This window comes from Pseudoalteromonas sp. TAB23 (assembly GCF_000498075.1).
Taxonomy (GTDB): Bacteria; Pseudomonadota; Gammaproteobacteria; order Enterobacterales; family Alteromonadaceae; genus Pseudoalteromonas; species Pseudoalteromonas arctica.
Map to the genome: position 1 here is coordinate 1 of NZ_AUTP01000365.1, position 14,947 is coordinate 14,947.

11 protein-coding genes and 1 pseudogene are annotated in these 14,947 nt (G+C 36.8%); 8 read left to right on the plus strand and 4 right to left on the minus strand.

The window, feature by feature from the left end; translation table 11 throughout:
* The coding region (locus L654_RS01000000126820; protein WP_024609345.1) for a hypothetical protein at positions 1 to 627 on the plus strand (627 nt) is incomplete at its 5' end.
* 811 nt (positions 628 to 1,438) lie between these two features.
* Here L654_RS01000000126820 and L654_RS0124725 read toward each other — a convergent pair.
* Both L654_RS0124725 and L654_RS1000000127135 read right to left on the minus strand, forming a co-directional pair.
* On the minus strand, positions 1,439 to 2,482 hold the full coding sequence (locus L654_RS0124725) for a putative phage abortive infection protein (protein ID WP_024609346.1): 1,044 nt from the start codon (positions 2,480 to 2,482) through the stop codon (positions 1,439 to 1,441).
* 4 nt (positions 2,483 to 2,486) lie between these two features.
* Positions 2,487 to 3,668 carry a hypothetical protein gene (locus tag L654_RS1000000127135; RefSeq protein ID WP_024609347.1) on the minus strand — a complete coding sequence of 394 codons (1,182 nt, stop codon included), beginning with the start codon at positions 3,666 to 3,668 and terminating at the stop codon, positions 2,487 to 2,489.
* A 363-nt stretch (positions 3,669 to 4,031) separates the two neighbouring features.
* Here L654_RS1000000127135 and L654_RS0124735 point away from each other — a divergent pair, with 363 nt between their 5' ends.
* The 3 genes and pseudogenes from L654_RS0124735 to L654_RS01000000126830 all read left to right on the plus strand — a co-directional run bounded on the left by L654_RS0124735 (position 4,032) and on the right by L654_RS01000000126830 (position 6,970).
* The gene (locus tag L654_RS0124735; RefSeq protein WP_024609348.1) at positions 4,032 to 4,844 is read left to right on the plus strand and encodes an alpha/beta hydrolase; all 813 of its coding nucleotides are present in this window, start codon (positions 4,032 to 4,034) and stop codon (positions 4,842 to 4,844) included.
* A 188-nt stretch (positions 4,845 to 5,032) separates the two neighbouring features.
* Positions 5,033 to 5,437 carry a hypothetical protein gene (locus tag L654_RS0124740; RefSeq protein WP_002963246.1) on the plus strand — a complete coding sequence of 135 codons (405 nt, stop codon included), beginning with the start codon at positions 5,033 to 5,035 and terminating at the stop codon, positions 5,435 to 5,437.
* Positions 5,438 to 5,730: 293 nt separating this feature from the next.
* A pseudogene (locus L654_RS01000000126830) lies at positions 5,731 to 6,970 on the plus strand (sodium:proton antiporter).
* Positions 6,971 to 7,075: 105 nt separating this feature from the next.
* On the opposite strand, the gene L654_RS0124750 reads toward L654_RS01000000126830, so the two are convergent.
* Complete coding sequence (locus tag L654_RS0124750; RefSeq protein WP_024609349.1) at positions 7,076 to 7,624, minus strand: hypothetical protein; 549 nt, start codon at positions 7,622 to 7,624, stop codon at positions 7,076 to 7,078.
* Positions 7,625 to 8,002: 378 nt separating this feature from the next.
* Here L654_RS0124750 and L654_RS0124755 point away from each other — a divergent pair, with 378 nt between their 5' ends.
* The 3 genes from L654_RS0124755 (at position 8,003) to L654_RS0124765 (ending at position 11,451) form a co-directional block, all read left to right on the plus strand.
* Positions 8,003 to 8,410 carry a hypothetical protein gene (locus tag L654_RS0124755; protein WP_024609350.1) on the plus strand — a complete coding sequence of 136 codons (408 nt, stop codon included), beginning with the start codon at positions 8,003 to 8,005 and terminating at the stop codon, positions 8,408 to 8,410.
* Positions 8,411 to 8,968: 558 nt separating this feature from the next.
* On the plus strand, positions 8,969 to 10,267 hold the full coding sequence (locus L654_RS0124760; RefSeq protein WP_024609351.1) for a porin: 1,299 nt from the start codon (positions 8,969 to 8,971) through the stop codon (positions 10,265 to 10,267).
* 257 nt (positions 10,268 to 10,524) lie between these two features.
* Positions 10,525 to 11,451: a LysR substrate-binding domain-containing protein gene (locus tag L654_RS0124765; RefSeq protein WP_024609352.1), complete on the plus strand. Its 927-nt coding sequence runs from the start codon at positions 10,525 to 10,527 to the stop codon at positions 11,449 to 11,451.
* A 116-nt stretch (positions 11,452 to 11,567) separates the two neighbouring features.
* Here the strand turns inward: L654_RS0124765 and L654_RS0124770 are convergent, their stop codons facing one another.
* Complete coding sequence (locus L654_RS0124770; RefSeq protein WP_225305810.1) at positions 11,568 to 13,241, minus strand: BCCT family transporter; 1,674 nt, start codon at positions 13,239 to 13,241, stop codon at positions 11,568 to 11,570.
* Positions 13,242 to 13,612: 371 nt separating this feature from the next.
* Between L654_RS0124770 and L654_RS0124775 the strand changes: the two genes are divergently transcribed.
* Positions 13,613 to 14,803, plus strand: a complete 1,191-nt coding sequence (locus tag L654_RS0124775) for an aromatic ring-hydroxylating dioxygenase subunit alpha (RefSeq protein ID WP_010553492.1) — start codon at positions 13,613 to 13,615, stop codon at positions 14,801 to 14,803.
* Positions 14,804 to 14,947 lie beyond the last annotated feature (144 nt).

The following is a 14,947-nucleotide window of genomic DNA, read 5'->3' on the forward strand; positions in this document are numbered from 1 at the left end:
GAGCGTGGCAGCGATGCATTCTACCCACGCTATGCGGTTAACTTGCAGCTGATTGACGAAAACGGCACCGACACCAAATCAAAACCACTTCAAGCCGTGCCACTTCCACTACCAGGCGCAGGCGACAACGCAGGCAGACTAGAACCGCCGGCTATTAATTCAATTGTAGAAATTGGCTTTGCCTACGGCCGAGCGGATAAACCATTCATTAGAACCATATTACCTTTTGGTTGGGACTTACCTGCAATCAAAGAGGGAGAAACCCGTACCCAAGTACGTGAAGGGGTTTATCAACATATTGATGAAAGCGGTAACTTTGAAAACAAAACAGATGAATCATTAAAAGACATCATCGGCAAATTAGCAGAGCTGCAGTGTGAAACCCGCAAAGTAATAGCAAGCAAAGAACAAGAGCATAAGAGCCCTAAAACGTGGTTAGGTAGTGACAGCGAGAACGTACTTAAATTGCTATCAGAGCTAATGGCCACAGTAAAAGATATAGCAACAGAATGCGCCACACATAAACACAGCCCAACAATGGCGCCACCAATAACAGCCGCAGTATTTACAAGCAAAGCAGGTGAAGCAGCAGCCCAAAAATCTAGGCTAGACCCAATAACAAAGTAACACACAAGCCACCTAAACAAGCCCAGCAACACGCTGGGCTTTTTAATGGCCGTTATTCGCTGCAGTAAAGTTATTGCTATCTATGTTGAACAGTGAGGTTCTAGCCACGGAAACTAGCCCCACACAGAATGTACGCCACGAAATCCGCACTCTTCCTCACCCTCCTGCGCGCTCTTTATCGTTATTTTTTTACAGTTTTAAAGTACTTCATTTAAACCGACAGCCAGCGGAGTATATAGGGTCCTTAGCAGATCAAAGATCTGAAAAGATCGAAGCTAATTTCACTGTTTTACAGTTTAACCGCCTGTAATTAATAAGGAATTTAAAATAATAAGACAGTTAAACAATAACTTAGCTCGTTTATGTGAGGTTTTGAGGATCAAAGTGCTTTTTATGATTAATAATAAAATAATTTTAAAACAATGACTTAATTGAAAATAGAACTGAAATTTAAAAACGGTACTCTTAGAGCAAGATTGGCAGCGCCAAAGGTGGAGTAAGTGAAGTGATTACGAAACGGTTATGTGTATAAATTTGTGTATAAATAATTTTAGATCTTTAATTTAAGTTATTTAAAACAATGGCTTAATTGCATTTGAGTATAGTCGTGCCAGTAGATTGTTGCTTGATTTTGCTCTTGATATGCCATGCTGAAAACCCTGAGTAGTTAACTTAAAAACGCCTAAATGCGCGCCAAGTTACTAAAATAATGAATTATTTAGATTATGGCATATGGGCGAGGGAGTTTATAGGTTTGAGCGAGAAAACGAGTTTTATTATAAGAAAGCCCACTGTTAGCAGGCTTTTAGTACTACTGGTCTACCAGATTTTTGAACTTACAATAATCCATAATTTGAGAGTTTTGCCCAAAAGCAGACTTAATGAGCTTGCCACTAGTATCTGTTGAAAAATACTGATCGATTTCATTACTAGTCAAATTCAGTGTTGGGTTATTTATTGTGAAAGTAGCGATGTAATTATCCCCTAACTTGTAGGTGATATCTAAATGTTCGAGTAGCTCGAAGTGAATTACTAACTTTCTAAACTCGCCATTATCCACATGCGGACATAAGCAGTTTAAAATTAATAATGATAATTCTTGGTTTGATAATTGGGCTCTGAGAATATTACTATACTTTTTTTGAATACCTATATCGGGGAAACTGTTTTTTATTAATTTCAAAATTTGATATAGATTTCTAAAGTACCTACCAAACTCTTTATTTTCATATATATAGAACATTGAAAACGTTAAAATAATTGATTTGTTACTAACAATTTTATTATTTGCGTTTTCTATAGCCATTAATAATCGATTGATGCTTTTTATTCCGGGCTCTACCTTCATAACTGTTCCGGCAGAGTAAGAATCTATATTAAGTTTTCTTGAGATCCTCTCATGGGAGTTTTCGTGAATATAAATGAACTGATTGATAAGTTTATTATGCAATTCCAACATATTAAAAAAGGTAGTTTCAAAACTTTGTACTGCAAGTAACTTTGCTTGTTCCTCTAATGCTGTTGCTGAATTAGCAAGTTCATTTCGAGTAAGAGCCAACTCATCATTACTTACTTGTAATGCTCTTTCATTTTGCTCGATTGCTTCAGTGCCTTGTTGTATTGCTTTTTCACTTTGCTCTAGCGCTTTTTTATTTTGCATTAGTGTATAAGCAATTAAAATTAAGCTGAGTAAAGCGAACGTGGGGTTAAGCACACCACCAAAAAAGTCACCAACTGCGCCCCAGTTACTGATTGTAGAGGCTGGGCCAAACCCAAATTTCGATACAAAAAATATAATTGCGATAATGGCGGCTAGCCCTGCAATTCCAAAAATTATAAAAACAATCCGTTTCATACTCTTAAGTCCTTTTTAAAGATGATAGTAATTTTGTAATTTGATCCATTCCATCGAATGTACTAGGAAGATTTTCAGCATCACTGATAATCCCACTAAAAATAAGGTTTTCGAATTTTTCTAAAACAGCGGGATCATCTTTTTTAATTTCTTTTGAGTAATCTGCGTAGTTTTGGATAAATTGACAAAGAGTTTGTCTAAGCTCTACCTGAAGAACTTGAGCCTTAATTGATTTATAGTTATGTAGCACAACTCTGAAAAAATAGAGCAAAATTATCTCTAACGAAATAAGAGGTAATAAATTTAGTAGATGTGTCGAAATAGCAGAGCTCTGACTGATATCGTTAGGGTTGTATATGGAGATCATAGCGGACAAAGGAAATGCAATTAATGAAAATGCTAATACGATAAGAAAACAAAAAGTATTAGTAGCTTCTTTTTGTTTCCGCTTTGCTAGCTCATTAAAGCCTTTGTATAATCCAACAAAGTTAAAAGCAGTCTCTTGCTTATCTAATGTGGCTTGTAAATTTTCAACTGTTTGTTCTTTTTGTTCTAATTCAGTTTGAAAATCAGATATTTTCTTTGTAATTTCCTCTTTTGAGCTAGCAATATTATTTAATGTTTCTTCAGCAGTTAATCTCTTTTCGTCAAATGTAGAAAAAAGTTTAATTTGTTCAGAGTGAAATAAATTTTTTGTAATTAAAAGTGGAGTTGAGTTAATGATGTAAAGTAACTCTAATTTAAATTCGTTATCAAAAAGTTCATTTATAGTATTGCTAACAGCTTCTTTTTTTATGTTCATTCCAGAAATAGATTTTTTAAATCCTTCATGCTCGTCTTCACCTTCTTTCAGCATAAAATCAATTTCAAAGAAAAACCTTAATGAGCTTAAGTAAAGATTTTGGATATGAGGGCATATATGATCATTGTTAACAGAAGTATTCGTAACCTTTTTAATGCAATCAAGAAACTGTTCGCCATAAAGGCCGATATTTAGTTTTGTATAATTGTCCCAAGCGACTGGGTAATTGAATGTATTTTTGATGATATTTGCTGAAGTTTTAAGCAAATCAAAATTGGCATCAGCCATGTCACTTTCAAAGAATTTATTTTCATCCTCTTTTAATAGCTGTAAATCTAGAAAGCTTCTGATAATAGCTTTGTTATCTTCTTTTTGAAAAAACATAATTATTCCCTTAATTTATTATTATTAATCTTTTTATAACCACTTAATTACAATGGTAGCTTAGTTGTTCAGGTCAGTTGGGTTAGCGGCTTTTAGGAAATAGTGTCCACTTTGGTAATAAGCTGTTTAAAGATGGCTTGGTTTACAAACCGTAAATGCACTCTGCATCAGGCACTACAAAAATAAAATTACCCTTATTAAACCCTAGCTTCAGGCTCACACCTTTAATAAAAGGCCAGAGTACAAAAACTAACACGTCAAGTAATATATGATTAAATTCAATTGTACATAATCTTACTAGAAACTACGCATAAAAGTATTTAGCATTGAAGATAATTTTAATAATGAAACACATTTATAATGATGAAAAAATTAATAAAAGTTACTATTTTCAGCTTACTTATAATTTCCCATTGTGCCATGGCTGAGCTGGCTAAAGTTCAAGTAAATGGCTTTGACGTTAAATACGAGCTAGCTGGTAATGGTAAACATACTATTCTACTTGAAGCGGGCGGCTCTGCTGGTTTAAGTGATTGGGACCCGGTTTTTGAATCGCTTACCAAGCACGCCAAAGTTATACGGTATTCTCGTATTGGTAATGGTGGTTCTGCGCAAATAAAGAAAAACTATAGCTCAGAAGAATATGCAGCTGAGGCTGTGTTATTACTCAAAACACTGAAAATAGAAGAGCCTGTTGTGTATGTTGCGCACTCTTATGGTGCTTATATTGCGCGTGTATTTGCTGCAACATACCCTAATCATATTAAAGCGTTGATGTTGATTGAGCCTGCATCAGAGCACGATGTAGATATTATGCGCGCGATTGATTTGCCACGCGCTGAAAAAGAAATTGCAACAATAAAGCTCGACGATATGAAAAATGGAATGTCGAATCAGTATTTAGATTTTTGGGCAAAACGCCCGCTGCCTGATTATCCACAAATTGCTGACATACCCGTGACAGTAATTGCCTCAGTTAAAAAGTATAAAAAGCCATCTGTATTATTTTTTACCGACAAAGCGCGTGAAATGTGGGGCGACTTACACTCAAAATGGGCTAATGCATTTCCTCAAGGTGAAATAGTAATAACAAATAAGAGCTATCACTATCCGCAAAATGATGAGCCAGAAATGGTTGTAGCTCAAGTAGTTAAGTTACTTGAGCGTACTCAATAAAGTGTTGGTTTGTTTGCTGATTGTATAAATACCAATTGCCGTAAATTAGTAATTTGGCATTAGACTAGAGTCTATAGGTTAGATTTATTCACTTATTAGGTTTGTTTTAATCGTTTGTCGGTTTTGTGTTAATTCTCTAAAGTTCAGTTGTCGGCAACAAGCACGGCTTAACCAACAGGACTACGACCATGAAAACACTTATCAAAACTATCGCTCTTAGCTCACTACTTACATGTTCAGCTGCTGCAATGGCTGAGCAAAGTGATTACAAATTAATGGTTATTGAAACTGCAACAGCGCCACAGCCACTTGAGCAATCATTTAATAGCTGCGCACTGAATGTTAAGTCAAAAAATTACGCTGAGGCTGAAGCAATTTGTACTAAAGCAATCGCGCTTTTAAAAGACGCAGATGGCCCTAAATTTAAAGTACGCCAACTTACATCATTCGCATTAAGCAACCGTGGTGTAGCACGTTTAAAAGCGAACAACGACACTGCTGGCCTTGCTGATTTATACGAAGCAAACCAAATGTCTACAAGTACAATGGTATCGCACAATTTAACTCGCGCTAAAGAAGAGCTTTCTTTATAAGTACTTTATAAACGCTTTTATAAAGTGCTTACCAAAGGCATGTTATAAAATAGCGAGAGTAAAAAAGCCCATGTTAGGTTAATTCCTAACATGGGCTTTTTTGTTTTATTTAATGCGTAAGTTAATACCTTAAATACGTTAATAGAGTAGGGTGTGTATTTATAATTAATATTTTGGGTATGCTTGTTTAGGCTACGCGAATATAATGCGAGATAACCGTATAAAAAATAATAACCCTTCTGCTTTGCTTATTTTGAGCAAGGCATCATTAAATAAATATTGAGATTTAAACCATGGCACCAGGAACCAGCCTAAGCGTACTTGAAATAAGTGCGATATTTTTATCAATTACTGCGTTACTCACCTATGTAAACCATCGCTTTATTGGCTTGCCAACAACCATTGGCGTTATGGTTATTTCGATGCTTTTATCTATCGGCGCTATATTTTTGGGCTTTTTAGGGTTTGATGATCTTATAGATTACGAAGTGAGCTTGCTCGATCAGTTAGATTTTACTGAAGTTTTGCTTGATGGCATGCTCTCTATGCTGCTGTTTGCTGGGGCGCTACATGTAAATGTTAGCGATTTAAGGCGCTATAAGTTGCCAATAGGTATTTTGGCCTGTGTTGGTACGTTGCTATCTACGGTTATTATTGCTGGCGCACTTTATTTAGTACTCCCTTTGCTTGGTTTTGATTTAGCGTTTATTTGGTGTTTACTGTTTGGCGCATTAATTTCGCCAACCGATCCTATTGCGGTAATGGGAATTTTACAATCTGCGGGTGCGCCTAAAAGTATTGAAACCGTGATTGCGGGTGAATCGTTGTTTAACGATGGTATAGGCGTGGTTATTTTTGTGCTTTTATTGGGTGTTTTATCAAGTGGTGATATTCCTACAACTTATTATGTAGCGCACACGCTGGCGGTTGAAGCTGGTGGTGGTATTGTTTTTGGTTTGGTATTAGGTGGTATTTTATATTACTTACTTAAAAGTATTGATAGTTACCAAGAAGAAGTATTACTTACTTTAGCGGGCGTTATTGGTGGTTATGCATNGGCATTTGTCGGGGCCACTTGCAATGGTAATGATGGGGTTAATGGTGGGCAATCATGGTCGTAGTATGGCTATGAGCGACAAAACACGCCATTACGTTGATTTATTTTGGGAGCTAATTGACGAAATTTTAAATGCCATTTTATTTGTACTCATAGGGCTTGAGGTCGTCATGATTGCATTTTCGAGTAATTTGTTTATTGCTGGTGGCTTAACAATTTTAATCGCGTTACTCGCACGTTTAATTGTTGTGGGTATAACAACCACTACATTTAATAAGCAATTAGAGTTGCCATCTGGCGCATGGAAAGTTTTAACCTGGGGTGGCTTGCGCGGTGGTATTTCGGTTGCACTGGTATTGCAATTACCTGATGGGAACGAGCGCGATATTTTATTGGCTCTTACTTATGCGGTTGTGGTGTTTTCAATTTTAATTCAGGGTTTGAGTATTGGTAAAGTAGCCAAAACTATCCGTTAAATATAAATTGGTTAGATCAAACCTGATAAATGTAATTTTTTAAAAAGCGTGTGAAATAGCTGTATTTCACACGCTTTTTATTTTTCTTATAAAACAAAAGGGTAATTAAAACGTAAAGCTGAGCTGCACACCGCTGTAAATATGTTCTTGTGCTTCCCAGTAGTCGCCATCTATTTGGCGTGCTCGGGTAAATACTTCTATTTTAAATGGCTTAAAGTGATAACCCGCACCTATACCTGCGTAGCCGTCTATGTCGTTGTTCGATTTTTCTATTTGGTAGGTGTTATCGCCTCTATCGTTTTTAAAGGCAAGTTCGAACAGATCTAAGCCAAGCTCGGCGTATATAAAAAAGTCATTAAAATAACCAAGCTTCATTCCGTTGTCCCACGTTATAAACTCTTCTTGCTCGCCTTGTTTATTATCGATTACTGCCGCGCCAATTGCGCTTGTAAAAACAATACCAAAGTTACTGTAATTTTGCTTAACCATCATTTCTACACCCGCAGATGTAATGCTGCTATCGCCATTAAATTCTGATTTTATAAACATACCGGTGTTAGGCATGTCATTACCGAGCAAAAGCCTTGCGTTAGCATTTTGGCTAAATGATAAAAGCGTGCTTAATAAAACAAAAAGAGGAAGTATGTGTTTCAAAAAAGTTAACCCATTAATGATGAAAAGTTACCAGAGCTGTAATTATAAATACATGACTTAGTATTGCATGTAATTAAATGTATAAATTTGTTTGATTGTTATTCAGCTATGCCAAAGCAAGGTGTTTAAAATAAAACCAACTAAAAAAAAGCATAAATAATTATATACATTTTAAAACGTAAAGTAGCGATTTTAGGCACGATTATTGGTTCGTAAGTTGTTTAAATATATAGAAAAAGTTTAAGCGTATTAGACTAAGGTCTATAGGTTAATTTTCTTCACTTATTAGGTTTGTTTTAATCGTTTGTCGGGGTTGTGTTAATTCTCTAAAGTTCAGTTGTCGGCAACAAGTACGACTTAACTTACAGGAAATTAATCATGAAATTTACACTTATCAAAACTATCGCTCTTAGCTCACTATTAACATGTTCAGCTGCTGCAATGGCTGATCAAAGTGATTACAAATTAATGGTTATTGAAACTGCAACAGCGCCACAGCCACTTGAGCAATCATTTAATAGCTGCGCACTGAATGTTAAGTCAAAAAATTACGCTGAGGCTGAAGCAATTTGTACTAAAGCAATCGCACTTTTAAAAGACGCAGATGGCCCTAAATTTAAAGTACGCCAACTTACGTCATTCGCATTAAGCAACCGTGGTGTTGCACGTTTAAAAGCGCATAATGATACAGCTGCACTTGCTGATTTATACGAGGCATCAAAATTGTCTAACAGCTCAATGGTATCGCACAACTTATCTCGTGCTAAAGAAGAGTTATCGTTATAAAAAACCTTTATAACGTGTTTTATAAAGTGCTTACTAAAGCATGATATAAAATAGCGAGAGTAAAAAAGCCGATGTTGGGTTAAACCCCAACATCGGCTTTTTCGTGTTTATAGCATTGATAAAATGCATTACATACATCATCACAATATAAAAGTAACACTCCTCATATAACGCCCAGCATCCCTTGTGTTTTAAATCTGTGCACTTATAGCCTCGCTTAGAATTAATTGATGATTAATTCTCATGGTGACCTATCAAAAAAGTAGTTTGTTTGTTGCTGAAATGTTAAGCAGAATTTGAGAGCTAATTTTAATAAATAATAAATGTGGTTAATAATTATTAGTCATATTTAAAATATCGAAAAACATCTGTTTTTATTAGCATTATTGCTTTTACGCGGTTGGTTTTAACGTGTGATTAGGCTTACTTTTTAATGGAATTATTGTTTTTTTTGTAATTGTATTATTGCCTGTTTACGTGAATACAAAGCTAAAAGTAATAAAAAAACGAGTAATGCTACACATAATAAAACATCAACACGGCACACAAGGACACACAATGAGAGTTTTTAAACTATCGGCTTTAGCCGTTGCTATGGGGGTTGTTACCTGTAGTGCTAATGCAAGCGATGATCTAGACACAGTTAAACAACAATTAAGCGAATTACAGCAACAGGTTGAAAATTTACAGCTTAAGCTTGCAAACGCCAATAAAAATGAAATAAATGCTATAAAACGCAATACTGAAAAACTATCAAATAGTGGCGAAGCGCAAGATGTTGTAGCTGAGCAAAAAGCAGGAGGAATAAAAGTAGGTGGGGCTGTTCGTACTAACTACAGTTATACGTCGTACGAGGATGGCAGTAAAAACAGAGGTGGGGATTTTGATTTTGATATTTTTAGGATAAATTTTGCAGGCGATGTAGGTGGTGTAAAACTAAATGCCGAGATCCGTTTTTTTGATTATATGACCGCAGTTAAATATGCTTATGCAGCATATGATTTTGCTGACATTTGGCAAGTACAAGCCGGTATTACAAAGGTACCATTTGGTAATTGGCCTTATAATTCGCACAGCTATTTTTTTAGTACTAATTACTACATTGGGCTCGAGGATGACCACGATTTAGGGGTGATATTTAAACGTAAAATAGCAGATAATTGGCAGCTTGATTTAGGCTTTTTTAAAAATGATGAGCTAGGTGGCATAGATGGCTATGTTGATAACCGTAGTGATCGTTATTCATATGATGTAGTGGGTTTTAGGGGCGCACAGGAGGGGACATACGCAGAGCTTGATAATCCACTTGCTGAATATAATACATTTTCCGCGCGTTATGGCTATCATATTGAACACGATAAAGGGAAGACTGAGGTTGGCTTTTCTGCTTTAAGTGGTGGATTACATGATGGTGTAGACAGAGCGGGTGATTATTATGCGTGGGCAGTGCATGTGAATAGTAATTTAGGGCCGTGGAATTTACAGTTTCAACATGGCGAATACAATTACGATATAGAAAACGCAAACACCATGGCTGTAGGTGCGTACTCGTTTTATGACAGTATTGCTGCTGAGGCCACTACAACCAATGCAAATATTGCTTACAACTTACCTGTAAAATGGGGGCCTGTAACCGCTTTGCAGTTTTATAATGATTACGGAGTAATTTACGATAAATCTGATAGCAGTGCAGATACTTGGATGAACGTAACAGGGTTTTCAGTTGCTGCCGGTGGATTGTTCACCTATTTTGACTTAGTACACGCTAAAAACCAGCCGTTTGTTGGTGGCTCAATTGCTGGTGACAGCGATGAAACTGAGCGCCGTTTTAATATTAATATTGGTTATTATTTTTAAAAAAGAAGAGCATAAGCTTTGCTTGAAATAAGTTTATGCTCTTATATTACTTTTTATAATCGGTTACAGTGAATTAGTCTATTTGAGATGATAGGTTGCTGGCAATCGACTTGGTAGAAAAACTCAAGCGAACAATGAGTTGACCACAACAATTACCTGCAAATTACTCACCTTAATTTATACCTTATAAACGTGTATGTATTCTCAAATTGGTTGGTCAGTCGTTTCTATTGAGTAGAGACAAAGTAGGAAGCTATATGAAAATTAATCCGTTACCGCCGTTAAATAGTTTAGTGGCATTTGAAGCGTCTGCACGACATTCAAGCTTCACTATTGCTGCAAAAGAGTTAAATGTGACGCAAGGGGCAATTAGCCGTCAAATTCGACAATTAGAAGAGTACTTAGGTAAGGCTATTTTTATTAGAGCAAGCCGAAGTATTCATTTAACACCAACGGGGCTTCAATATTATCAGGCAATCAGCCGCTCTTTAGTTGATATTGCAGATATAACTGGGCAAGTTAAAAAATGGCAAGGTGATAAAAAAATAACTGTAGCAACAACAAATGCCATGGCTTCGTTATGGTTGTTACCTAAAGTCGCCGAGTTTCAAAATTTACACGATGATATTGATTTGCGTATTTTAGCCTCCGATAACGAGATTGATTTAAACCGCTTGGAGTGTGATCTCGCTTTATTTTACTGCAGAACCCAACCTGCTAATATGAATATAACAACGTTGTTTTGCGAAGAAGTTTTTCCGGTGTGTAGCCCTTCTTATTTAGAAAAAATAGGCAGTCCAACTAAACCGGAAGATATTTTTACTAAAACAATTTTACACCTAGATGAAACACAAATGGGCTGGGTTAACTGGGAAGAGTGGTTTGCGGGTGTTGGGCTTGAGCAACTTGAGCCAAGAAACCGTATAAATATTAATAACTACCCAATGCTTTTACAAGCTTCAATTAACGGTCAAGGCATTGCATTAGCGTGGGGGTCACTAGTTGATGAATACTTACAAAGTGGAGTATTGATCCGGCCAACAGAACATGTACTTACTACAGGTTCTAAGTTTTCTATGATAGAACCTAATAATCGTGGTCGTATGCCAACAAGCGTTAAGCACTTTAGAGAATGGTTGTTACAACAAATTCCAGATGAGGTAGGTGAACGAGGACTCGTTTAATTACCCTCTGTTGTAAGGTTAGAATTTGGCGTTTAGATTCTGATATTTAATAGTATGAATGCGCTGCCTTAGAAGCAAACCTAAGAGCAGCGCGTATTTTTTGATCATTTAGCAGATTAGTTGATTGTATCAGTATGCTTTATTGGTTCATCGAGTTGATCTTTACCAGGGCGAACATGTTGTGGAAGCATTGCCCAAGGTTTTGGCTCGCGTCGAATGCTATAAAATAGCGTTACACCCATCATTAAAATAAAAATCGAGATAGGAAAACCAATAATAATGGAGGCAAATTTAATTGCTTGTAATCCGCCTGCATAAATTAATACCCATGAAATTACCGCAATTGCAACTCCCCATAAGACACGTATAGATTTAGGTGGTTCTGTATCGCCTGCGGCATCAAGTATGCACAGGACTAACGTTCCTGAATCTGCAGAGGTGATAAAGTAAGTTGCGAGCAATATACACGCTAGAATACTGAGTATCGTCCCTAATAAACCTTCATCTAAGTTATTAAATAATGTAAACAGTGCGCGCGTGCTGTCTTCTTTTGTGGCCTTAAGGACTGTTCCACCTATAAATACATCTTGCTTAATTACTTGCTCTGAATTGCTTACTTGAGCTGCAACGTTATTTTTTTCAAAGGCGTTTCGCTCGTCTTGCTCTATTTTTAATGCACTGCCACCAAATACAGATAACCAAATAAATGCAATGGCTGTCGGNCCGCCTATAAGTTCACGAATTGTGCGACCTTTAGATATACGCGCAATAAACATGCCTACAAATGGCGCCCAGGTCATCCACCATGGCCAGTAAAAGCTAGTCCACGAACTTTGCCAATTGGTGTCTTTTTGTGTGTCAGTCCATAATCCCATTTGCACAATATTTTGAAGATAGTTACCAGTGCTTTCGAAAAAAATATTAAAGATGTATCGAGTAGGTCCAATCGCTAAAACAATTAATACTAATAATAGAGAAAGCAGCATATTCCACTGCGATAATAAACGAATACCTCGGCCAACCCCTGAAAGCACTGAGCCAACAGCGATGGTACATAAAGTAACAATTAAAATAGTTTGTGTTGTTAGGCTTATATTAATACCAAAAGTTTGTTGTAATCCGGAGTTTATTTGTATAACACCGAGGCTTAAAGTTTGGGCTATACCAAAGGCAGTTACAGCAACGGTAATAATATCGGCAATATGACCAATTGGGCCGTAAATACGTTCCCCTACGATAGGGTATAAAATAGATCTAAAAGTGAATGGTAGGCCTTTACGATAAGAAAAGTAAGAGAGGGCTAGTGCGACAATAACAAAAAGTGACCATGGATGAAGACCCCAATGATAAAAAGTTAGCTGCATTGACATTGAGGCTGATTCGTCGGTTAACCCTTCGGTAAATGGATTATCTGCGTAATGCCACATAGGCTCTGCGACTGACCAAAAAACTAAACCTATTCCCATCCCGCCTGAAAACAACATTGAAATCCAAGCCCAAAAACTAAATTCTGGCTTGTCGTTATCGTTTTCGCTTAATCTAATATGGCCATAACGACTAACCATAAGATAAATCAAAAAGGCGACCACGAGCGAAACTAAGCCAATAGAAAACCACTTCATATTATAAAGTAAGAAAGTAGCGAGAGTTTCAAAGTAGTGACCTGCTTTATTAGCGAGTATCACAATAAATAAAATGAAGGCGATTAAAATTACTTTAGAAGCAATGGTAACCGTGGGGTTGAGTCCCTTAAAAATTCCGGACTTAGCTCTTATTGTGGAGTGTGTCATGTGTTGTCCTGTGAGTGTGTGTTTTTATTGCTTTTTGTTAAATAGTGTTTGAAAACTAGAAAATTTACCACCTCATTACAAATTATAAATTCTCATCAATTCATGAGTTTTAGTTATGCATGAGATTTAGTGCTATTACTCTAAAGCCTTTTCAGATGTTAAGTTTAACAATTATGCATGATAAAAACTCATCGATAGGTAGCGCAAAAATCGTTTGTTTAGTGCGCTGTTGTTAATCAAAATCAAGTCAGTTGATAACAAAATGTAGTTATGACCTGAGAGTTTAATTTAAATAAAAACGCTTAATTTGTTTTTCTTAAATTAAAAGTTAGGACTTATCTTTCATCACACACACCGTTTGGAGAAATAGCATGAGCAATGTAAAACAAAAAATAATCCCTATTCAGCAGATTGATCGTGTACTTAATCCTATTCATGAGGCCACAGGGATGCCTAATGAGGCTTATACCAATCCAGAGTATTTTAAATTTGAACGCGATCAGGTTTTTGGCAGCACATGGGTCTGTGTTGGTTTCGCTTCTGATTTGACAAAAAATGGTTACGTAAAGCCAATTAACTTTATGGATTTACCACTTTTACTAATGAAAAACCGCCAAGGCGATGTGCAGGTTTTTCATAATGTATGTAGTCACCGAGGCATGAAGCTGATTCATGAAGAGGGTGAAGTACAAGGCATGATCCGCTGCCCTTATCATTCTTGGACATACGATCTGGACGGTAACTTAAAGGGGACTCCTCATATTGGTGGTATTGCAAAGCATAAAGACGAGCGCTTTAAGTGTGAAAATCATGGGTTAAAAGCACTGCGCTCAGCCATTTGGATGGATATGGTTTTTGTTAACTTGTCGGGCGATGCTGCAAGTTTTGAAGAGCACATTGCACCGCTTGAAAAACGTTGGGAACAATTTATTGGTAATGACGGTTTAGATTTATTGCGTCGCGTAAATATGAGCGGACACATTGAAATAGAAGTAAATAGTAACTGGAAACTAACAATAGAAAACTTTTGTGAAGCCTACCACTTACCTTGGATACACCCCGCTTTAAATAGTTACTCTAAGTTAGAAGATCATTATAACATTATGTTTAATGAGCATTTCTCTGGTCAGGGTAGCTTAGCGTATAACCTTTCTGATACCGCCGGTACACACTTACCTAAATTCCCTAACTGGCCTGAGGACAAGTTACGTCAAGCCGAATATATTGCGCTATTTCCTAATGTTTTAATTGGCATTCAAGCCGACCATGCATTTGCGATGATGATTGACCCGGTAAATACCGATAAAACAGTTGAGCGATTACGCATTTTTTATGTGGGTGACGAGGCAATGAAAGATGAATATGCGGCATGTAGAACGTCGACCGTTGAGTCTTGGCGCGTGGTATTTAGCGAAGACATTATTGCGGTTGAAGGCATGCAGCAAGGACGTTACTCTCCTGGATTTGGTGGTGGTGCTTTTTCTCCGGAAATGGACAAGCCAACTCACTTTTTTCAAACATGGTTAGCAAAACAAGTTAAATCGGCGACGGAGCAAGAGTGATGGCACATTACCTTAATTATATAGGCGGTCAATGGCTTAATGCTGATACCCATATAGATGTAATTAATCCTGCATCTGGGCAGTTATACGCAACAATTGCCAGTGCGACGATTAACGATGCCGATAAAGCGATGGCAGCGGCTA